Raw genomic sequence first — 20,735 nt, 5'->3', positions numbered from 1 at the left:
CGTCCTCCCCGTCGGCTCACGTCACCGAGATGAGCAGCTGCGAGACGTCCTCGTCGAACGCGGCGGGGTCGGTCGCGAGCGCGTCGGCGCTCTCCGCGTCGCCGAGCTCGGTCACCGACGTCTCCGCGTCGATCGGGTCGGGAAGCGCGTCGTCGACGACCTCGATCAGGGGCTCCGTCGGGTACGCGCCGCCGGCGACGATCACGTCGGTGCCGTCGTGCCAGACGCCGAGCCGCGACTCGATCTCGACCGTCTCGCTGACCGCTGTCGTCGACCCGTCCGGCAGCGGGACCGACCCGTCGACGGCGTACTCGCCGGTGAGCTTCCACGCGGTCGCCGTGTGCCCGCTTCGGACGGTCGTGATCCCCTCGTCGACGACCTCGACGTTCTCGATGCCGCTGTTCCGGAGCCGCGCGCGGAACGCGTCGGTCGCCGCCGCCTCCACCTCTGTCATCAGCCGGTCGCGGCCGACGCCGGCCGGAAGCTGGTCGACCGCCGGGCGGAGGTCGATCCGCGTCGCGAAGAAGACGACGGGCGATCCCGAGGCGTCGACCGTCTCCGCGAGCGCCTCGGCGACGTCGACGTACTCGTAGATTCGCGTCGACTCCCGCGCGCGGACCGTTATCGGCCCGTACGACCGCTCGAAGACGGTGCTCTCGGACTCGTCGATCTGTCGCCAGTCGTCGATTCGGTCGCTGGTCACCTCCGGCTTCGGTACCGGTCCGTCGCGCCCCCCGAGACAGCCCGACAGCCCCGCGACCGCGGCGACTGCGCCGCCCGCGAGCAGGCGTCGCCGCGTGACCCCGGCGGTACTTCGGCTCGACGCCGCCGCTTCTCGTCCGGTCGGTCGCTTACTCATAGGGGATCGAAGGGGGAGACGCGCTAAATCGGTGTCGGCGGCGCTATCGGCGGTGAGACGGCCCGCTCGATCGCGTGTCGCGTCTCCCCCGATCCCCCCCGAGAGTGGTCCCGCCGCTGTCCCCGTCGCCGGCTCCGGAATCGCCGGGGCCGGCGGGTCCGCATCCGGAGCCGGCGACACGGATCCCTTATGTAACCACCGGGTGTAACAACTCGGTAATGAGCTACGACGACACGACCGAGACCCGGCGTCGGTTCCTCGCGCTCGGCGGCGCGGCGGGGGCCATCGCGCTCGCGGGGTGCAGCGCCGAGCCGACGGACGGCTCCGATGGCTCCGACGGGACTGACGGCGACGGCGGGGACGGGACAGACGGTGAGGACGGCGAAGACGGGACGGACGGCGAGGACGGCGGGGAAGGCGACGAGGAGACGCCCACCCTGACGGTCGCGACCTACAGTAGCTTCATCGACGCCCCCTCGGTGAGCCCCGGCGAGTGGCTCAAAGAGGAGTTCGAGTCGCGCGTCGACGCCGAACTGGAGTGGGCGACCCCGGACAACGAGCTGAACTACTACGTCGAGCGCGCCAGCTCGGGAGTGTCGATCGACGCCGACCTCTACGTCGGGCTCACCACCGAGGACCTCGTGCGCGTCGACGAGACGCTCGACGACGACCTGTTCGCCGAGCGCGGCGAGGTCGCCGGGTTCGACGACGTGCGCGAGGGGTTGCTGTTCGACCCGTTCGACCGCGCCCTCCCCTTCGACACCGGCTACGTGAGCCTCGTGTACGACGGCACCGCCACCGAGGCGCCGGAGACGTTCGATGGCCTGCTCGCCGACGAGCACGCCGGCGCGCTCATCGCCCAGAACCCCGGCGCCTCCGCGACGGGCCGGTCGTTCCTGCTCCACACGGTCCACCGGTTCGGCGACGGGCCGGACGGCGTGGTGGAGGGCGGAGACGGCGACCCGGAGTACGACTACCTCGACTACTGGGCGGAGCTGCAGGACAACGACGTGCGCGTGCTCGGCTCGTGGGACGACGCCTACTCCGCCTGGAGCGAGGGCGAGGCGCCGATGGTCGTCTCCTACTCCACCGACCAGGTGTTCGCGGACATGGAGGGCGCGGACCTCGAGGAACACCAGATCCGATTCCTGAACGATCAGGCGTACGCCACCCCGGAGGGGATGGCCGTCTTCGCCGACGCCGACGAGCCCGAGCTCGCCCGTGAGTTCATGTCGTTCATGCTGGAGCCGGACGTGCAGGGGCAGATCGCCGAGCGCAACGTCGCCTTCCCCGCGACCGACACCGCCGAGCTCCCGGACGACTACGCCGAACTGGCGCAGGAACCCTCCGAACCGGTGACGTTCACGTACGACGAGCTCCAAGGCTCCGTCAGTGAGTGGGTCGAAGACTGGGAGCGGCAGTTCGCCGGGAACTGACGGCGGCGTGTCAGACGCCAACCGCGACGCCGCCGGCGGCGGTCGGACGCTCCGCGACCGGCTCAACGGGCGCCTCCGAGGACGCCTGTTGACCGCGCTCGCGGCCGTCACGAGCGTCTTGCTCGTCGGCGCGTTCTACTACCCGGTCGGCACCGTCCTGATCGAGGCGGTGCTCGTCGACGGCGCCCCCACGCTCGCCGTGTTCGGCGAGCTCCTGCGCGACCCGTTCTACTTCGGCGAACTCGCCCGGCTGTTCGCGGGGGAGTCACCGGTCGCGGTGGCGCGCGGGCTCCTCTCGCCGGACCGCCGGCTCGGGATCGTGGGGTTCACCGCCTACCAGGCCGCGCTGTCGACGGTCGCCAGCGTCGCCCTGGGGCTCCCCGCGGCGTACCTCCTCGCGCGCTTCGAGTTCCCCGGCCGCCGGACCCTTCGGTCGCTGACGATCGTCCCGTTCGTCCTCCCGTCGATCATGGTCGCCGTCGGCTTCGTCGCCACGTTCGGCACCAACGGGACGCTCAACCGGGTTCTCGGTGCCGCCGGGCTCCCGCCGGTCGACCTCATGTTCACGCTGGAGGCGATCGTGATCGCCCACGCGTTCTACAACGCGCCGCTCGTCGCCCGGGTGACGACCGCGGCGTGGGAGTCGGTCGACGCGAGCGCGGTCGAGACGGCCCGGAGCCTCGGCGCGGGGCCGGTCCGGGCCTTCTTCGACGTGGTCGCGCCGCAGGTGTACCCCGCCGTGCTGACGGGCGCGGCGCTCACCTTCGTGTTCACCTTCGGCACCTTCCCCATCGTCCTCGCGCTCGGCGGGTTCGAGCTGGCGACCGTCGAGGTGTTCGTCTACCGGCTCGTCCGCGACCTGAACTACGCCGAGGCGGCGGCGCTGGCGATCGTCGAGCTGGCGATCTCGCTCGGCGTCCTGCTCGCGTACCTGCGGTACGAGGCGCGAAACAGCGTCAGTTCGCGGGGGGTTCGGCCCCTTCCGCGCAAACCCCTCGTCCCGACGGCGCCGACCGCACGGGAGGTGCTCCCCCGGCTCGGCCTCGCCGCCTACGCCGTCGTCGCGGGGCTCGTCTTCGTCGCGCCCATCGCCTCGATGGTCCTCGCGAGCGTCACGGGCGGGGACGGGGCGCTCACGCTGGAGCACTACCGGTTCCTCCTCGACCGCCAGCGCACGGGGGCGGCGTTTCAGGTGCGCCCGTGGCCCGCGATCCGCAACTCGCTGGCGTTCGCGTCGGCGGCGACGCTGCTCGCGCTCCCGATGGGCGTCGTGGTCGCGGTGCTGACGACGCGGCGGTACCGGGGGCGGAAGCTGGTCGACACGGCCGCGATGGCGCCCCTCGCCGTCTCCGGGATCATCGTCGGGCTCGGGCTCCTCCGCGGGCTCGTCTTCGGCGTGGAGGTCGCCGGGTGGCGGTTCGCGGCGACCGGCGCGGTCGCCATCGTGGTCGCGCACGCGGTCGCCGGCTACCCCTTCGTCGTTCGGACGGTCGCGCCCGGACTGGAGGGGCTCGACCGCTCGCTGATCGAGTCGGCGCGGGCGCTCGGCGCGTCGCGGGCGCGGGTGATCCGCGACGTGGAGCTCCCCCTCGTGTGGCCCGGCGTCGTCGCCGGCGCGGCGTTCGCGTTCGCCATCTCCATCGGCGAGTTCACGGCGACGGTGGTGCTCGCCACCGGCGCCGACGCGTACACGATGCCGGTCGCCATCGAACGGTTCATCGGGCGTCGGCTCGGACCGGCGACCGCAATGGGCGTCGTCCTCCTCGTCGTCACCGGGCTCAGCTTCGTCGTCATCGAGCGGCTCGGAGGTGAGACGCGTGGACTCTGAGCGTGACGCCGAGCCGTCTCGCGCCGCCCCGGCCGTCGAACTCGACGGCGTGACCAAGCGGTACGGCGACACCGCCGCCGTCGACGACGTGAGCCTCCGGGTGCGCGAGGGCGAGTTCTTCACGCTCGTCGGCCCCTCCGGCTGCGGGAAGACGACGACGCTCCGGCTGATCGCGGGGTTCGAGGAGCCCACCGCGGGGACGGTTCGCTTCGCCGGCGACTCGGTCGCGGGGGTGCCACCCGAGGACCGCGACGTGGGCGTCGTCTTCCAGAACTACGCGCTGTTCCCGCACATGACCGTCGGCGAGAACGTCGGGTACGGGCTCAACTTCGCGGACCCGCCCGACGGGGTGAGCCGCGAGGAGCGCGTCGCGGAGCTGCTCGAACTGGTGGACCTCCCCGACGCCGCCGACCGCGACCCGGAGAGCCTCTCGGGCGGGCAGCGGCAGCGCGTCGCGATGGCCCGCGCGCTCGCGCCCGGGCCCGACCTCCTCCTCCTCGACGAGCCGATGAGCGCGCTCGACGCGCAGCTCCGCGAGCGCCTCCGGGTGCAGGTCCGGACGATCCAGTCGGAGCTCGGTATCACGACCGTCTACGTCACCCACGACCAGGAGGAGGCGCTGGCGATCTCCGACCGCGTCGCGGTGATGCGCGACGGGACCCCCGAGCAGGTCGCACCCCCGCGAACGGTGTACCGGGAGCCGTCGAGCCGGTTCGTCGCGGCGTTCGTCGGCGACAACAACGTGTTCGCGGGGCGGGTGGTGGACGTTGACGAGCCTGTCGCGCGCGACGGCGAGCGCGAGGGCACCACCCGAATCGCCGCCGTCGACGTTGACGGCGAGACCCTGCGGGTCGCGATCGACGACGCGACCGCTTACGGCGTCACACCGGGAGACCGCCTCACCTTCTGCGTGCGGCCCGAGTACCTGCGGATCGGCGACGGAGCGAGCCGACTCCGAGCCACCGTCGCCAGCGCCGAGTTCCTCGGCGAGACGACGCGGGTGACCCTCGACTGGGGCGGGCGCGACCTCGTGGTCCGGACGCGCGACCCGCTCTCCGGCGAGGTCGTCGTCGGCTTTGACCCCGCGGACGCGCACGTGATCGCCGCGGACGACGGCTGACGGACGGCGAAACACACCTCGCCGACCACGGTCGACAGCGACACGCATTAGCGCCCCGAACCGCTATCTCGCGCATGGCATCGGAGTCGTGTGACGTCTGCGAGCGGTCCGTCAGGATCGCCGGCGGGATCGGCGATCTGTGGAACTTCGCGTTCGAGTCGACGCAGGGGCTGACGCTCGAGCTCACCGACGGCTCCGAGTTCTTCCTCTGTTTCGAGTGTATGGAGGCGCTCCCGGACGATCACGAGCCCACCGAGGCGGATGTCGCCGCCCTCCGGGAACGCACGGACCCCGTCGAGGACGACGGGAACGACTTCTGGCACTGGAAGTGAGGCGCGCTCCGACCCCGGCACCGCCGCGGCCCGCCCGACGGACGACCCCGTCGTTTTGAGCGTATCACAAGGAACATACCCCCACGCGTCCCCGTAGCAATCATCAGGTGGATCCCGTGACGAAGAAACGCGAATACCGCGACGACTACGACGACAAGACGCTGTACATCCCCGGCCCGACCGAGGTCCGCGACGACGTGATCGAGGCGATGACGGAGTCGACGTTCGGCCACCGGATGGACCGGATGACCGACCTGTACACGACCATCGTCGAGGATACGAAGACGTTCCTCGGCACCGACAACGACGTGATCGTCCTCACCGCCTCCGGCACCGAGTTCTGGGAGGCGTCGACGCTCAACCTCGTCGACGAGAACATCCTCGTGCCGACCTGTGGGAGCTTCAGCGAGCGCCACGCCAACGTCGCCGAGCGGCTCGGCAAAGACGTCGATCGGCTGGAGTACGAGTGGGGCGAGGCCGTCAAACCCGAGGACATCCGCGACCACCTCGAATCGACGGACAAACACTACGACGTGGTCGCGACCGTGATGAACGAGTCGTCGACCGGCGTCCGCAACCCCATCGAGGAGATCGGCGACGTGATCGCCGACTACCCGGACACGTACTTCGTCGTCGACGCCGTCTCCGCGCTCGGCGGCGACTACGTCGACATCGACGAACACGACATCGACGTGATCTTCGCGTCCACCCAGAAGGCGTTCGCGATGCCGCCCGGACTCGCCGTCTGCGTCGTCAGCGACGACGCCTACGACCGCGAGGTCGAGAAGGGGACCTCCTCGTGGTACGGCGGCTTCCGGCGCACCATCGACTACTACGACCGGAAGGGCCAGACGCACTCGACGCCCGCCATCCCGATCATGTTGGCGTACCGCAAGCAGATGAAACACATGCTCGAGGAGGGGCACCGCGCCCGCGACGAGCGCCACCGCGAGATGATGGCGTACGTCCACGACTGGGCGGACGAGCACTTCGCGATGTTCCCCGAGGAGGGGTACGAGTCGCAGACGGTCGCCTGCATCGAGAACACGCAGGGGATCGACGTCGCCGCGACGATCGAGGGCGTGAGCGAGGAGTACGACATGGCGTTCTCGAACGGCTACGGTTCGCAGCTCGGCGAGGAGACGTTCCGCATCGGCCACATGGGCGAGCACACCGTCGAGAGCGTCAAAGCGCTCACCGACGCGATCGAAGACGTCGCCGACCTGTAGCGCGCCCGGTCACCCGCTTCGTCGGTCGTCTCGGCGCGGCTCGACCAGCTCGATCGGGTACCGCCGTCCGCCGGATCGGGTTTCCTCGACGCCGACCACGACGAACGCGTGGGCTCCCACGTCGACGATGTCGCCCGTCGAGAGCGGTCCGTCCGGCCCTCTCCCCCCGCGTCGCCGGCGGTTCCGACGCGCTTGCTCCGCGTTCTCACCGTCCGCCTCGCCTTCCACGACCTCAGCGGAGACGCCGATGACGGCGCGTTCGGCGTCGATCGCGCGGTTCCAGAACGCGTCCGACGGCGGATGCGGACCCAACACCGCCGTCAGTTCCGATCGCGTGAGTCGCTTCATACCCGCAGGTCAGAGCCAAAGTAATTGTGCGTGTCGGGTCTCGCCGAACTCCAGTACGGTCTCCTCGTCGACGAGCCCCGCATCGACGGCGACGCCGACGGCCTCCGTGCCGACGATGTTCGCCACCTGCGCGCGCTGGAGCCCCGCGACGACCTCCTCCGCGGTCGCTTCGACCGCGTCGTCGCCGCCGTAGAACTCCTCGGTGACGGTGATCGTCGCGCGCCCGTTGTCGTACGTCTCGCCGAGGCAGTCGGCGTCGCAGACGGAGACGAGCCGCCCCTCGGCGGTCTCACGCTCGCGGAGGAGCATCTAGAACCCCTCTGGCCCCTCGCCCTGGAGCTCTCGCTCCGGCTCCTCGCGTCCGCCGCCGCGACCGCCTCGCCCGCCGGGCTGTCCACCGGGCTGTCCGCCTGCGCCGGGCCGACCGCCGGCCTGTCCGCCGGGACCGGGCGCCTGTCCGGTCTGCTCTTCGACCATCTGCTCTTCCGCCTCGCGGCGGATCTCCTCGGCGCGGTCGGCAACCTCTTCGGCCTGCTCGTGCTCGCCGGCCTCCTCCAACGCGCGGGCCTTCTCCTCTAACACGCCCGCGCTCCGGTAGCCGAGCCGGACCGCGTTGTCGAAACAGGTGACGGCGTCCTCGGCGAGCCCGCGCTCGACCAGCAGGAACCCGCGGTTGTACCACGCTTCCGCGAAGCGCGGGTCGGTCTCGACGGCGCGCTCCGCGTGTTCGAGGGCCTGCTCGCCGCGGCCCGACTCCCAGAGCGCGTACGCGAGGTTGGTCTCGGCGGTCGCGGCGTGCTCGGAGTCGTCGTCGATCCGCAGCGCCTCCTCGTAGGCGCCGATCGCTCGGTCGTACTCCTCCAACTCGGCGTGGGCCGCGCCCTTGTTCACCCACGCCTCCTGTGCTTCCAGCGAGTCCTCCTCGGCGAAGCTGGCGGCGCGCTCGAACGTCTCAGTCGCCTCCTCGAAGCGGTTGATCCCCATGTACGACAGCCCCACGTCGATCAGCCGCTCCACGTCGATCGCGTCGCTCTCGACGTTGCGCTTGTCCATGATGTCGGTGAGGACGCGCGAGTCGACGGGGTCGACCGTGTTCGGGTCGGCGTCGATCTCTTCGGGGTCGAGGGTGAACTCCTCGTAGTCGGCGTCGACGCCCTGCCCGGCGGAGAACTCGTGGCGGTCGCCGTCGCGTTCGTCGGTCATATACCCGGTTTTGACGGTCACGAGGCGTAAGGGTTGCGTCGGAGGGTCGCGGAGGCGACGGCTCGTCACTCCGGTACTCCCGTCCAGCGACCGCGACTCCGCCGACTCACTCGGCTCGCTGACCGTCCGCGGCTCCGTCTCGCACCCCGACGTTCGTGAGTTCGAACCGCGCGCCGCCGGACTCCGCCTCCGCGACCCGGAGCGTCCACCCGTGCGCGTCGGCGATGTCGGCGACGATCGCGAGCCCGAACCCCGTTCCGTCGGCCGTCGTGGTGTACCCGCTGTCGAACACGTCGCCCCGCTCCGACTCGGGGATACCGGGGCCGTCGTCCTCGACGTAGAAGCCGTCTTCGAGCCGTCCGACGGTCACCGTCACGTCCTCGCCGCCGTGTTCCACGCTGTCACCGGACGAGGTCCGGTTGCCCGTGGAACCGTGTTCCACGCTGTTCCGGAAGAGGTTCTCCAACAGCTGTTGCAGCCGCGAGGCGTCCGCCGGCACCGTCGCGTCGGCCGCGAGCTCGAGGCTCGCCGTTTCGGTCGGGGCGGCGTCCCACGCCAGCGTCGCGCACTCTCTGAGGCCGATCAGCTCGATGTCGTCGATCGCGTCCCCCGCCTTCGACAGCGACAGCACGTCGTCGATGAGCGCTTCCATCCGCTCCACCGCGTCGAAACACCCCGCCAGATCCGACGGGTCACCGGTTTCCTCGGCGAGTTCGAGCCGTCCCCGCAGCACGTTCAGTGGACCGCGGAGGTCGTGGCTGACGATGCTCGCGAACTGCTCGAGGCGATCGTTCTGTCGCTGGAGCTTCTCGGTGATCTGTTCGCGCTGCAGCTCGTAGCTCACCCACCGGCTCATCAGATCGACGAGCGTCACCTCCCACTCGGAGAACCGATCGGCGCGCGTGTCGGTCCCGTAGAAGCAGAACGTGCCGTAAACCCCGTCGTTGTCGTACACCGGCCCCCCGAGATAACAGGAGATCCCCCAGTCGGTGTAGCCGGCGCGGTCGGTCTCCTCGGGCGCGTCCCGTGCAACGTCCCCCCAGGCGATGGTCTCTCTCCGGCTCGCCACCCGTTCGCAGTTCGTCGCTTCCAGCGGGACGACATCGCCCGCCTGGATGGTGTCGTCGTCCGCGTCGACGACCTCGAACTGGTACTTGTCGCCGACGATCTCCGAGAGCGAGCCGAACTCGGTGCCGAACTCGGCGCGCCCGAGCACGAGCAGCCGCTGCACCTGCTCGGCGAAGCTGGCGTCGCGGTCGGCGGTGATGTCGTGAAGCTCCTTTAACACCTGTTCGCGGTGTTCGAGCCGGTCGCGGTACCGTTGCTCCTCGGTTATCTCGCGGAAGTAGATCGAGAGCCCGGTGTCGTCCGGGAACGCCCGGACCTCGAACCAGTCCTCGAGCGGCGGGAAGTACTCCTCGAACGAGACCGGCTCCCCGGTCTCCATCGCGCGGTTGTACTCCCGATAGAACGTCGTCTCGACGGCGTCCGGGATCTCCTCCCACAGGTGTAACCCCTCGAGCGTCGTCTCGCGGGGGCGGTTCATCGCTCGGGAGAGGAGCTGTTCGCCCTTCTCGTTGGCGTAGGTGATCCGCCATTCGTCGTCGACCGCGAAGAAGCCGTCACGCATCCGGTTGAGGATCCCGTCCCGGTCTCTCTCGGCGCGTTTTCGAACCGCGATGTCACGTCCGATGCCGACGAATGCGAGCGCGCTCTCGTCGGGCGCCGGGCGGAGGCTGAACTGGTAGGGGATGCGCTCTCCGGTCGCCGTCGTGAGCTCCGCTTCGATGGTTCCCGCTCCGGCCTCGAGCGCCTCCGCGATCGTTTCGGTTACTCGATCGTCGTCCGCGGTGGGGACGAACTCCGCCGGCGTCATCCGCCGTAACGCGGCCTCGTCGTAGCCGGTGACCTCCGGAACGGCGTCGTTCCACAGCTCCATGGTCCCGTCTTCGCCGACCGCGAAGAAGAGATCCGGAAGCGCATCGAGGAGGACTCCGACCGCCTCCTCCTGACTGTCATTCATTACCATCGTAAACGCCCCGGTGGATACTTATATCACCCCTCGCTGCGGTCGATTTTCCGTCCGCCGTCGCGCGCGCGGCGGCGACGAGTTAACGGCGGGCGTCGTCCGGGGCGCTCCCCGACTACTCCAGATCGAGCAGCGCCGCGACCTCGTCGAGGTAGTCGTCGTAGATCCCGACCGCGGACTCGATCGGGTCCGGCGAGGCCATGTCGATCCCGGCGAGCTCGACGACGTCGAGGGGGTAGTCGGAGCCGCCCGCGGCGAGCATCTCGCGGTAGTCGGCGGCGGCGTCCTCCCCCTCCTTCAGGACGCGTTCGACGATCGCGGCCGCCGCGGAGATGCCGGTCGCGTACTGATAGACGTAGAAGTTGTAGTAGAAGTGCGGAATCCGCTCCCACTCGCGTTCGATGCCGCCGGTCAGCTCGGCGGGAGCGTAGTAGTCGCCCTTGAGGTCGGCGTATATCTCGTCGAACGCGTCGGGGGTGAGCGCCTCGCCGGCCTCGACGCGCTCGTGGATCCGCTGTTCGAACGCCGCGAACATCGTCTGCCGGAAGAGGGTCGAGCGGAACCGCTCGAGGTACTCGTCGAGCACGTGGGTGCGCAGCTCGTCGTCCTCGACCGTGTCGAGCAGGTGGTGGGTGAGCAGGGTCTCGTTGACGGTGGAGGCGATCTCGGCGACGAAGATCTCGTAGCTCGCGTCGTGCCACGGCTGGGCGTCGCCGGCCAGCTCCGAGTGCATCGAGTGGCCGAGCTCGTGCGCCAGCGTGAACATCGAGGCGATGTCGTCCTGGTAGTTCATCAGGATGAACGGCTGGGTGTCGTACGTCCCCGAGGAGAACGCGCCGGAGCGCTTCCCGCGGTTCTCGTACACGTCGACCCACCGCGAGTCGAGCCCCTCGGCCATCCGCTCCTGGTACGCCTCGCCCAGCGGCGCGACCGCCTCGATCACCCATTCGCGGGCCTGTTCGTACTCCACGTCGGGCCCCTGATCGCCGGTCAGCGACATGTACAGGTCGTGGCTCTCCAGCCGGTCGACGCCGAGCGCCTCGGCCTTCAGGCCGGCGTGGCGGTGGAGCACGTCGAGGTTGTCGTCGACGCTGTCGACGAGCGTGTCGTACACCTCGACCGGGACGTTCGAGCCGTCGAGCGCGGCCTGCCGCGCCGAGTCGTAGCCGCGGATCTCGGCGCTCGTCGCGTGCTCTCGGACGGCCTTCTCCAAGGACGTGCCCACCGTGTTGCGCACGCTCGCCCACTCGTCGTAGAACGTCTCGTGGACGCGCTCGCGGAACGCGCGGTCCGGGTTCTTCTGGAGCTTCGTGAAGTTCGCCTGCGTGATCTCGACCTCCTCGCCGTCGGGGTCGTCGACGACGCCGTAGCTCATGTCCGCGTTCGTCAGCATCGAGTAGATCTCGCTCGGCGCGTCGGTGACCTCGGAGAGGTCCGCGAGCACCTCCTCCACCTCGGCGGAGCGCGTGTGTTCTTTCATCCGCAACACGTCGTCGAGGTAGTGCTCGTACTCCGCGAGCGCGGGCTCGGCGTCGATAAAGGACTCCACCTCCGCCTCGGTGAGCGACTGGAGCTCCGGCTCGAGATAGGAGACCGCGCTCGACGCCTCGGAGCCGAGCGAGGACGCCTTCGCCGACATCGCCTGATACTCCTGGTTCCGGGTGTCCTCGGCGCTGCGGAGCCGGGCGTACGTCGTCACCTGCTGGAGATCGCGGAAGATCTCCTCGCGCAGTTCCAGCAGTTCGAGGAGGGTCGCGGCGTCGTCGGCGACCCGTCCCTCGTACGCCGTCAGCTCCTCGATCCGCTCCGACACCGCCTCGTAGGCGGTCTCCCACTCCTCGTCGTCGGCGTAGATGCTCTGGAGGTCCCACTTGTACGCCTCGTCGATATCCGCCCGCTCGGGAACCGAACTCATACCACGGGGTTGGCCTCCGGGGCACTAAGGCTTGTCAACCGAGGGCGCCCGCGTGGGCGGCGCAGTGCGTCACTCCCCCGCCGTCCACTCCGCGAGGTCGATGACGAGCACGAGCGCGTCCTCCCCGTCCCGGTAGTAGTTCGAGACGCGGCGGATCGGGTCGAACCCCTCGTCCGCGTACAGCGACCGGGCGGCCGCGTTGCTCTCGCGCACTTCGAGCCGCACGACCGCGACGCCGACCGCGCGGAGCCGCGCGAGCGCGGACCTGAGCAGGGTCCGGCCGATCCCTCGCTCGCGCGCCTCGGGGTGGACCGCGAGGTCCTTCACGTGGCCGATGTCGCGCCCGTGGTTCGGGGTGGCGTCCGCGACGACGTAGCCGACGACCGCCCCCTCCCGCTCCGCGACGAGGAACGCGGGCTCGTCGAGCAGCCGCTCGAAGGCGTCGTACGGCCACGGGTCCGAGAAGCACTCGCGCTCGATCCGCACCACGGCGAGTAGGTCGGCGCGCTCGACCGGCCGGACGGTCACGTCCACGGGGGGCACGGGTCGGATTGGCGCGCGGGAGGAATAAACGCGACGGGACGACACAACGCGCCGAAGCGACACGATGCGCCGACGCCGGTTACCGATCGATCCACGGCTCGCCCGTTTCGGCCGCGTCGGGGTCGGGCCCTCGGACCACGAAGCAGGCCCCGTCAGGGACCGGCACCTCCTCGGGACACGGCGGCGCCGCGCTCTCGCCCCGGAGACCGATCGTCCAGCCGTGCGACTCGACGACCTCGCGGACGATGTCGAGCCCGTACCCCGTCCCGTCCTCGCGGGTCGTGAAGCCGGGGGCGAACACCTCCTCGCGGTGCGTCGAGGGGATTCCCGGCCCGTCGTCGGCGACGAGAAACCCCTCGTCGGTCGCGGTCACGACGACGGTGAGGACGGCGTCCTCGCCGCCGTCGGTCAGCCGGGGGTCGCCGGAGCCGTCGCCCGGCCGAATGCCCTTCTCCCCGTCCGGTACGGCGTGTTCCGTCGCGTTCCGGAACAGGTTCTCGAACGCCTGTCGCAGGCGGCCGCGGTCGCCGCGCACCTGCGCGTCCGCGCCGACGACGAGCCTCGCGTCCGCATGTCCGGCGGTGTCCCACGCCTCGCGGGCGACGTCCCCGAGCGCGAACTCGGTCGGCTCGTCGATCCCGGTGCCCTGTCGCGCCAGCGTCAGCAGCTCCGAGACCAGCTGGTCGATCCGGTCGGCGGCGCGCTCCCCGCGCTCCAGGGGTTCGGTGTCGTCTTTCAGCTTCGCCATCTCTATCGACCCCCGGATCACGGACAGCGGGTTTCGGAGGTCGTGCGAGACGATGCTGGCGAAGCGGTCGAGCCGCGCGTTGCGGTCGGTGAGCCGGCGCTCGCGCGCCTTCCGCTCGCTCACGTCCCGCGAGTTGATGAGCAGGCGCCCGACCGCGGCGTCGGCGGGCAGCGACCGGGTCCGGGACTCCAGCCAGACCCAGTCGCCCTCGGCGGTGCGGTAGCGGTACTCCATCGTGGGCGTCTCGTCGGGGTCGTTGAGGGCGCGGTAGAACCGCTCCGTCACGCGCTCGCGGTCGTCGGGGTGGACGTAGCCGAGCGGCGAGCGCCCCACGGTCGACCCCTGCTCGTAGCCGAGCACCTCCTCGACGGACGGGCTCTCGTACCGGACCCGACCGTCGGCGTCGACGACGGTGACGAGATCCGACCCGTACTCCAGGAACTCCCGGAACCGCTCCGGGAAGGCCGCCTCCGAGTCGACGCGGCGTGCGGTGACGACGCGCCCCCCGAACTCGGGGGCCAGCTCGTCGTCGACGACGGATTCGACCCAGACGAATCCGCCGTTCGCGTGGCGGAGTCGGTGTGTGACGACGCGGTCGGTCGCGACCGCGGAGAGCGCGTCGGCGACGGGGTCGCGGTCGTTCGGGTGAACGTGCTCCAACAGGTCCTCGCCGACGAGGGACGCCCGCTCGACTCCGAGCACCGCGGGCACCGACGGCCCGGCGAACAACACTTCGCCGTCGACCGCGACGGCCGCGACGAACCGGTCGGCACCCGGCACGGACGGGTCGGTCGGCGCGGCGTCCTCGACGGGGTCGACACCACCGCCCGCCCCCGATTGGCTCCTCTTTCCCGCCGAGTCCCGATCGGATCGGTCGTCGCATCCGTCGGTCAACTCCCGGCGATCGCCGGCGGGAGCGTCGCGACGGGCGGCCAACGGGCGATCGGTTGGGCGGAGAGTCACGCTGATTCGATTTCCCCTTCGAACGCGATCGGATAAAGTTGCGCCCCGAAAATATCACCGGGGATAATCGGGGCCGATACCCGACGGTTGCGGGCGATCGTTCTCCATCGATCGGCGCATCTTCCGCGGTGATCCCCCGCCATCGGCCCACTCGGACGACCGCAGTCAGAAGCGTTAAACGCTCGCCGCGGATATCCGGTCGTGAGGGCGCGTAGCTCAGCGGACAGAGCACTTGGTTCCGGACCAAGATGCCGCGGGTTCAAATCCCGTCGTGCCCGCCTCTTCATGTGCCGTTCCACAATTAATTCTAATTCTTCCGTAGAGGCTTGTTAAACCACAAAAAGAGACAAATCTATTCCTTTCGAACCCGATCCTGAAATCAGATTCAATAGATGTCCACACGCCGGACCGGTAAATGAACCCCGTCCGCAACGCCGGCGAGACGTGGAACGGAGGTTGTCGGCATGAGCCAGTTCGTCCACGGTAACCGGCTATACGACCTGACAAAGGGGATATGCGTCTGCACACCCGTGACGCTGCTTGACTCCGCTGGGAACGCTACGCCGAACAGGGCCGCTCAGCGTGAACGAGCAGTCCGACAGAAACAGTGAGCGTCTACTGTGTCGCAACCTTTTCGCGGGCCTCGAGAGATTCTCGGCTCGTTCGGATCGGGAGGTCGCACCGCCCACTTGGCCTCCCGCTGCGAACTCGAATCGCATCTCAGAGACGGATTCGAAGGCGGAACTGCTGACGGGTGAGATCTCCAAGAGAAACACATCACTTTCGGCTCAATAGACATTTGTTCCGCTCCGTATGTCTGCGTGTGGGCTTGCGATTATCGAGGCGATTTGCAGGTGCGGTCGCCCCGGTTGTTTTCGTGAACCCCTCCATTTCGTCTTCGGACACGGCGCCGCCGACAGCGCTCGGCTCGATATCCAATGGAGTGAATTAGGGAGGTATTCGTGCTGACTGAGCTTCGTGGGACAACTCCTGCCGAGACGTACACGCCGTCGCGAACGACGAACTCAGTCGGTTGTCGCCGGATTCGGGAGCTGCTTAGGCGGAAGCAGTAAGCAGACGGCGTTCCCTCCGGAATCCCGCGATTCGAACGACACCTCCCCGCCGAGCGACTCGACGCACCACTTCATCACGAACAGGCCGATCCCGGAGCCGTGGGACGTGCTCGTGGTGACGGTCGGCGAAAACAGCGCGGCGATCTCCTCGGGCGGGATCGGCGGATTCGCGTCTTCGATGCGGATCTCCGTGCGACCGGTGTTGGGCGACGGGCCGACCGTTATCTCGACGACCGGCGCCTCGTCGTCGCTGTGAACGATCGCGTTCTCGACGGCGTGTGCGAGCGCGTACTCGAACGCGTCGTTGACGTCGATCCACATCCGTTTCCGTTCGTTGACCCGGACGTCCGCGTCGGGGTGTTCGGCGTCGATCCGGTTCGCGACGTCCCGCACGGCGCTCGCGGCGGAAACCCGGACGACGCTCGCCTGCGAGTCGGTCACCGCGTGTTCGATCTGTTTCACGGACGTCGCGATGTTACCGAGATTCTCGCCTCTAGACCGAATGGTCGAGATGACCTCCTCGGACGGTTCGCTCTCGGGGCCGTCCATCGCCTGCTCCGCGCATCCGGTGATGATCGCGGCCTCGTTCCGGAGGTTGTGCCGGAGGACGCGCCAGAACAGCTCCGCCCGATGATGGGTGTCGTAGTGACGCGTGATGTCCCGTACCTCGACGTGGACACGGCGGTCCACCGTCGGGCGCTGTCGTGAGATGAACATCTGAATCCAGATGAGTTCGCCGTCCGCTCGTTTGGCCCGCCACACGAACTGCTGCGGGCTTCCGTTGGCGGCCGCAGAGAGTCGATCGTGGAACTCCGACTCGGTGTGCGGGTACGTGTTCGCCGTATATTGGGCCACGGAGAGCTCACGCAGTTGGTCCGAACTGTAACCGAGGATTTCCTCCAGTCGCGCGTTCGCGTCGATAACGGCCCCGGAGACGGCGTCGTAGATCGCCACACCGGTGTGGAGCGTATCGAGCACCGGCGACAGCGTCCCGTATTCGGGCGAAGACATACAGTCGGAGATTTCACCGAGGTACGGTTTTCGTTGCTATGAGTGATATATATCGCTCCGTACGAGATCAACGGCCGAACGGGCGTTCTCTGATCAGGAGAGAATCGAATTTGTATCAAACAGATTTGACACACTCGCCCACCTCCGAAGTCCCGTCCGGGGCCGCGCCATATCCGGATTATTTTAATCTTGAAACTGCAATTTAAATATCGGAGAGGACTCGTCTTCGCGGAGCGAGAACGGGTAAAACGGACCGGTCACGACGAGTATATATCCCACCGGTCGGCTTCTGACGCGTCCTTTCACCTATTATAAGCGTTCAAGCGCAGGCCACCGAATGGCCCGAACGAGTAACAGATGACAACGGACACCAACCGGAGACCGAGGAACGACGAGGCGACCGGACGGAAATCGGCGACTCCCGCGTGCACCGGTCTGGTACATCAGGTCGACAGGCGGTCGTCGGGTCCCGACCGGGTCACGGTGTTCCCGGTTGATGCGACCGGCGACGAGCGGCTGTCGGCGTGGGTGACGGTGGACGTCGACACCGTCGTCAAGCCCGAATGCTTCCGATAACTGCCCGGATGCACCACGACCGCGGCGGGCGAGACGGTCGAGGGGGCCGACGCTGCCGGCCCGCATCGATTCCGATGCCCCGGTCGACGCCGACTCGGATGGTTCGGCCGACGCCGATTCGGACGTCTCTGCCGGAACGGACGAAGCCGAGGTGGTCTCTCGGTAGGTATGAAACGACGGCAGTTCCTTGTACATACCGCTCAATAGTTCTCATACCAGCAGCTATCTGCGTGGGACACTCCGACGGTGCTATGGCTACCGTCCCTCGTTTACCGTATCTGAAACGGAAAGTCTTGATTTCGGATCAGAGTACGAGAGCTACCAGCGATATCCGAACGGAACGAGATCTCGTGACAGCGGCTTCATCACCACGTACCGATCGAGGCCGCAACAGAGGGTTGCTTGCGATCCTTGGCTCTCGGCGGCGCAACGTCCTGCTAGGAGCGGCGACGGTAGCAGCGGGAGCCGTCGGGATCACATCTGTTGCGCCACCGCGAACTGACGGTGGGAGCAACACGGGTGCCGATCGACAATCTCCTGAACCGACGGCAAACCCGACATTAATCGCCCATCGAGGCTTTGCGGGAGAGAATCCCGAAAATACGCGAGCAGCTGCACAAGCGGCGACCCGTACAGATGGACCCGGGCGGCGCGCCGATATGATCGAACTCGATGTCGTGCCAACGGCTGACAGCGACGTCGTGGTGTTTCACGACGACAACCTTGCCGGTCGTGACGGGACGGGCATGGGTCTCACCGACACCTCGGGCCTCGTCTGGGAGACGAGTACGGAAATGGTCACGAGCGCGACGGTACTCCGAACTGAGGAAACGGTGCCGAAACTCGGAGACGTACTGGAATCGATCCCAAACGATGTTGCCGTCAATATCGAACTGAAAAACCCGGGGAGCACCGCACTCCGATTCGGTGAAAAACTGACTGGCAACGCACTCGAAACCCAACAGGTGATCTGGCGTCCGTTTGTCACCCGCGTTGTCGACATTGTCGAAAGGTACGATCACGAGGTCCTCTTTTCGTCGTTCTACGAGGCGGCACTCGCCGTCGTGTCCGAACAGTCGATGGCGTCAGTCGCGCCCATCTTGTGGGAGTCGATCGACGACGGACTTGCAATTGCTGAGGCATACGACGCCGACGCAATCCACCCGCCGGTGGCGATGATTCGCGGGACCCCGTTCTTCGACGACTCACGGTTCGGTGATACTGATCTCGTGCGAAGGGCACGGAACAACGACCGGGCGGTCAACGTCTGGACCGTCGAGTCGTGGTATCAGGCGGATCGTCTCATTGAAGCCGGCGTAGACGGGCTCATCGCCGACTACTCTACCCTTCTGCCTGAGTAAGCGGCTCGTTCATGATGATTTGGCTCTGTTGAAATCCTCTCTTTCAGACATATTGTTGTCTGAAACAGCCGGTCGCTGAAGAGTGCGTATTGAGCGTCGAGAATTCTGCCAATCCATAGAGGGGTTCAGTTACCCGTGCGAGATACAGTGCGCTAGTCGGCCAGCCGCCGGTATTTTTCTCTTTACAATTATACGAATACTTATCATAGTGCCTCTCCTCCATCATCCGAGTATGAATTCACGAGGACGAGACAGTCACGCAGACCCTGTGTCACGTGCTATCATTAGCCGTCGAAAGCTACTGGCAGCGAGCGGTATCGTTGCGGTTGGTGGTCTGAGTGGGTGTCTGAATCGAGTGGCATCGTCCGTGACGAACACGGGAGCATCGCCAGCAGCACCGTTCGCAGGCATCGGCGCATACACTGGCCCCTCACCGACGAATAGAGCCACCGTGTACAAACTAACCCCAACTGTAACCGCTGAATCGGGACCACTCTCCGGAGAAGTCGAACTCGAAGCATGGGTCACATCTCAATCTATCGCAGCCACCTGCTGCTTCGACTACAACGAGAGCACGGTTCATCCCGACCGAGCCAACTACAACAACAGTCGGAGCAATAAGTCGAAGATTCGGTCGGATGGCGGCGGATTAGGTGACCGTGATTTCAATGACGCTCTTTGGGTTGCGTTAGACTTGGAGAATACGCTTCTCTCTCAGACAAAGGCCGCAGCAGACTCCATCAGCAAGCGCTCCGCGCGCAAAGGCCGAGAGGGTATCGTAGACATGGGCGACACCATCCGAGACATTCAAAACGCGTTGGAACGCTGCTCTGACGACGTGTGCGTGACTGTACGGGAACACGCCGACGAACGGGACAAACTGACCCAGCAGGCGGCGGCCCACGTCGAGAACGGAGAGTGGGACCACGCTACCGAGACTCTCCGAGAAATACAAGGAATCGTCGAAGGGGACATCGAACTACTCGAATCATCCTTGAAGGATACAGACGGAGAAATCATCCTCGGGGAAGACCGGGACATGGTGATGCCGGGCGACAACAAGGGGGTCGATATCGACGCACTCTACGAGTACCTCGCTGAAGCGCCAGTCATCAAAGAGCAATTCACAATTACCGTGCCTGATGCCAGCCTCCCGGGAAGTGACGCAACACTCAAAGACGAGCTCACCCCGCGCCGCATCATCGAGTACGTAACAGGACGTGGTGACACTGGCGGGAAGGTCTACACATGGGGGGCTTCTGAGGACGACTTCGCCACAGCTGGAAGCAGCGGTCCGATTTACGAGACCGGTGCGGTCGGCGGTGAAAACGGCCTTTCCGGGCTCATGTCTGACGACACTTCGCTGTACAACTCGGGCCCGTTCGTCTCCGCGGTCTCTAGCCCAGTCGACACGGGAGTTCACCTCGAATCACACGTCGTTGACGGACGAGTCACGGTCAATCCGGTGAATGACCCACCGACGGCCACAGATAAGAAGACCTCGCTTGCGGTCAGCGCAGACGGTTCCTCGTCCGCTCCCGCAGACTTCGACGACTGGGGGTCTGAGCTCGGGGAGGGTTCGACCACCTCGACGCTGGTGTGCCCGATTATGGTCGCGCCCCCAGAGTGCCCGTTGCCGTTCCCCGCGCTGTTGTACGTGAGCCGCTGTAAGAACGCCGACCAGTACATCTACACAGGTGGCTGGGTCATCGATGACGGCAGCCTCTACGAGGATTCACTCACGCTCGTGGCGGTGCGAGAACCAACAGCAGTCATCGGTGTTGGCGCTGGTGATTTAGATGGAGATGGGTACAGTGACATGATGCCTCGTCGCCTGTCGGATGACCGAGAGCGACGAGGGGCGAGACTGTTCGATGGGACAGTTTCGGATGCGGTTGCCGAAGGGGTCCTCTCAGAAGCAGAAGGAGAAGACATCATCCTTCGGAAGAAGCCGGGAAGAGATGCTGACCAGCAAGAGGAGGCGGCTGCCGCTGATGTGCCTGTGACTATGTCTGCACAAGGGCGACTTCTCCACTTTACGGACATAAATGCCTCAGACGACGTGAAGTTCAAAGCTGGAGCCGAACTCTCCAAGAGCGTGAATTAAACCGTCCGGCTCAGTGGCTCTCTCGTTGCTCAACCTGTGATAGGTCACCGGCAT

17 protein-coding genes and 1 tRNA gene are annotated in these 20,735 nt (G+C 67.0%); 9 read left to right on the top strand and 9 right to left on the bottom strand.

Annotated features, from left to right (window positions below; genetic code table 11):
- Positions 1 to 16: 16 nt before the first annotated feature.
- On the bottom strand, positions 17 to 859 hold the full coding sequence (locus DJ69_RS04005) for a hypothetical protein (protein WP_099254405.1): 843 nt from the start codon (positions 857 to 859) through the stop codon (positions 17 to 19).
- A gap of 218 nt (positions 860 to 1,077) precedes the next feature.
- Here DJ69_RS04005 and DJ69_RS04000 point away from each other — a divergent pair, with 218 nt between their 5' ends.
- From DJ69_RS04000 to DJ69_RS03980, 5 genes are all read left to right on the top strand, one after another.
- Positions 1,078 to 2,295 (top strand): thiamine ABC transporter substrate-binding protein, encoded by a 1,218-nt coding sequence (locus tag DJ69_RS04000; protein WP_099254404.1) that lies wholly within the window; start codon positions 1,078 to 1,080, stop codon positions 2,293 to 2,295.
- A 7-nt stretch (positions 2,296 to 2,302) separates the two neighbouring features.
- The gene (locus tag DJ69_RS03995) at positions 2,303 to 4,123 is read left to right on the top strand and encodes an ABC transporter permease (RefSeq protein WP_099254403.1); all 1,821 of its coding nucleotides are present in this window, start codon (positions 2,303 to 2,305) and stop codon (positions 4,121 to 4,123) included.
- Positions 4,113 to 5,243 (top strand): ABC transporter ATP-binding protein, encoded by a 1,131-nt coding sequence (locus DJ69_RS03990; RefSeq protein WP_245851488.1) that lies wholly within the window; start codon positions 4,113 to 4,115, stop codon positions 5,241 to 5,243. The genes DJ69_RS03995 and DJ69_RS03990 overlap by 11 nt, the downstream gene beginning before the upstream one ends.
- 74 nt (positions 5,244 to 5,317) lie before the next feature.
- A complete protein-coding gene (locus tag DJ69_RS03985; RefSeq protein WP_099254401.1) occupies positions 5,318 to 5,575 on the top strand; it encodes a DUF7561 family protein in 258 nt (85 codons plus the stop codon).
- Between the two features lie 116 nt (positions 5,576 to 5,691).
- A complete protein-coding gene (locus tag DJ69_RS03980) occupies positions 5,692 to 6,804 on the top strand; it encodes a pyridoxal-phosphate-dependent aminotransferase family protein (protein ID WP_099254440.1) in 1,113 nt (370 codons plus the stop codon).
- 9 nt (positions 6,805 to 6,813) lie between these two features.
- On the opposite strand, the gene DJ69_RS03975 is transcribed toward DJ69_RS03980, so the two are convergent.
- The 7 genes from DJ69_RS03975 to DJ69_RS03945 form a co-directional block, all read right to left on the bottom strand.
- Positions 6,814 to 7,152, bottom strand: coding sequence for a hypothetical protein (locus DJ69_RS03975; RefSeq protein WP_099254400.1), 339 nt, complete (start codon positions 7,150 to 7,152; stop codon positions 6,814 to 6,816).
- A 9-nt stretch (positions 7,153 to 7,161) separates the two neighbouring features.
- Positions 7,162 to 7,461 carry a DUF424 domain-containing protein gene (locus tag DJ69_RS03970; RefSeq protein ID WP_099254399.1) on the bottom strand — a complete coding sequence of 100 codons (300 nt, stop codon included), beginning with the start codon at positions 7,459 to 7,461 and terminating at the stop codon, positions 7,162 to 7,164.
- Positions 7,462 to 8,355: a tetratricopeptide repeat protein gene (locus DJ69_RS03965; RefSeq protein WP_099254398.1), complete on the bottom strand. Its 894-nt coding sequence runs from the start codon at positions 8,353 to 8,355 to the stop codon at positions 7,462 to 7,464.
- Between the two features lie 106 nt (positions 8,356 to 8,461).
- Positions 8,462 to 10,378: a PAS domain-containing protein gene (locus DJ69_RS03960; RefSeq protein ID WP_180271715.1), complete on the bottom strand. Its 1,917-nt coding sequence runs from the start codon at positions 10,376 to 10,378 to the stop codon at positions 8,462 to 8,464.
- Between the two features lie 121 nt (positions 10,379 to 10,499).
- On the bottom strand, positions 10,500 to 12,299 hold the full coding sequence (gene pepF / locus DJ69_RS03955) for an oligoendopeptidase F (RefSeq protein WP_099254396.1): 1,800 nt from the start codon (positions 12,297 to 12,299) through the stop codon (positions 10,500 to 10,502).
- A gap of 69 nt (positions 12,300 to 12,368) precedes the next feature.
- Positions 12,369 to 12,842, bottom strand: coding sequence for a ribosomal protein S18-alanine N-acetyltransferase (rimI, locus tag DJ69_RS03950; RefSeq protein WP_099254395.1), 474 nt, complete (start codon positions 12,840 to 12,842; stop codon positions 12,369 to 12,371).
- A gap of 79 nt (positions 12,843 to 12,921) precedes the next feature.
- Positions 12,922 to 14,553: a PAS domain-containing protein gene (locus tag DJ69_RS03945; RefSeq protein ID WP_099254394.1), complete on the bottom strand. Its 1,632-nt coding sequence runs from the start codon at positions 14,551 to 14,553 to the stop codon at positions 12,922 to 12,924.
- A 205-nt stretch (positions 14,554 to 14,758) separates the two neighbouring features.
- Here DJ69_RS03945 and DJ69_RS03940 point away from each other — a divergent pair.
- Positions 14,759 to 14,831, top strand: a tRNA-Arg gene (locus DJ69_RS03940).
- Between the two features lie 747 nt (positions 14,832 to 15,578).
- Here the strand turns inward: DJ69_RS03940 and DJ69_RS03935 are convergent.
- Positions 15,579 to 16,637 (bottom strand): PAS domain-containing sensor histidine kinase, encoded by a 1,059-nt coding sequence (locus tag DJ69_RS03935; RefSeq protein ID WP_099254393.1) that lies wholly within the window; start codon positions 16,635 to 16,637, stop codon positions 15,579 to 15,581.
- A gap of 357 nt (positions 16,638 to 16,994) precedes the next feature.
- Here DJ69_RS03935 and DJ69_RS03930 point away from each other — a divergent pair, with 357 nt between their 5' ends.
- From DJ69_RS03930 to DJ69_RS18770, 3 genes are all read left to right on the top strand, one after another.
- Positions 16,995 to 17,213: a DUF7511 domain-containing protein gene (locus DJ69_RS03930; RefSeq protein WP_099254392.1), complete on the top strand. Its 219-nt coding sequence runs from the start codon at positions 16,995 to 16,997 to the stop codon at positions 17,211 to 17,213.
- A 563-nt stretch (positions 17,214 to 17,776) separates the two neighbouring features.
- On the top strand, positions 17,777 to 18,574 hold the full coding sequence (locus tag DJ69_RS03925; RefSeq protein WP_245851494.1) for a glycerophosphodiester phosphodiesterase: 798 nt from the start codon (positions 17,777 to 17,779) through the stop codon (positions 18,572 to 18,574).
- Between the two features lie 367 nt (positions 18,575 to 18,941).
- Positions 18,942 to 20,681, top strand: coding sequence for a hypothetical protein (locus DJ69_RS18770; RefSeq protein ID WP_245851484.1), 1,740 nt, complete (start codon positions 18,942 to 18,944; stop codon positions 20,679 to 20,681).
- The last annotated feature ends 54 nt before the right edge of the window (positions 20,682 to 20,735 follow it).

The sequence above is a fragment of the Halorubrum persicum genome (assembly GCF_002727125.1).
In the GTDB taxonomy this organism is placed as follows: Archaea; Halobacteriota; Halobacteria; order Halobacteriales; family Haloferacaceae; genus Halorubrum; species Halorubrum persicum.
This window is presented reverse-complemented; position numbering and strand designations above follow the sequence as displayed.

What these genes read in the sequence shown, in the direction of transcription:
- DJ69_RS03985 (WP_099254401.1), top strand. Translation starts at nt 5,318, where the DNA reads ATGGCATCGGAGTCGTGTGACGTCTGCGAGCGGTCCGTCAGGATCGCC.
- DJ69_RS04000 (WP_099254404.1), top strand. Translation starts at nt 1,078, where the DNA reads ATGAGCTACGACGACACGACCGAGACCCGGCGTCGGTTCCTCGCGCTC.
- DJ69_RS03960 (WP_180271715.1), bottom strand. Translation starts at nt 10,378, where the DNA reads ATGAATGACAGTCAGGAGGAGGCGGTCGGAGTCCTCCTCGATGCGCTT.
- DJ69_RS03965 (WP_099254398.1), bottom strand. Translation starts at nt 8,355, where the DNA reads ATGACCGACGAACGCGACGGCGACCGCCACGAGTTCTCCGCCGGGCAG.
- DJ69_RS03975 (WP_099254400.1), bottom strand. Translation starts at nt 7,152, where the DNA reads ATGAAGCGACTCACGCGATCGGAACTGACGGCGGTGTTGGGTCCGCAT.
- DJ69_RS03935 (WP_099254393.1), bottom strand. Translation starts at nt 16,637, where the DNA reads ATGTCTTCGCCCGAATACGGGACGCTGTCGCCGGTGCTCGATACGCTC.
- DJ69_RS03930 (WP_099254392.1), top strand. Translation starts at nt 16,995, where the DNA reads ATGACAACGGACACCAACCGGAGACCGAGGAACGACGAGGCGACCGGA.
- DJ69_RS03970 (WP_099254399.1), bottom strand. Translation starts at nt 7,461, where the DNA reads ATGCTCCTCCGCGAGCGTGAGACCGCCGAGGGGCGGCTCGTCTCCGTC.
- DJ69_RS04005 (WP_099254405.1), bottom strand. Translation starts at nt 859, where the DNA reads ATGAGTAAGCGACCGACCGGACGAGAAGCGGCGGCGTCGAGCCGAAGT.
- pepF (WP_099254396.1), bottom strand. Translation starts at nt 12,299, where the DNA reads ATGAGTTCGGTTCCCGAGCGGGCGGATATCGACGAGGCGTACAAGTGG.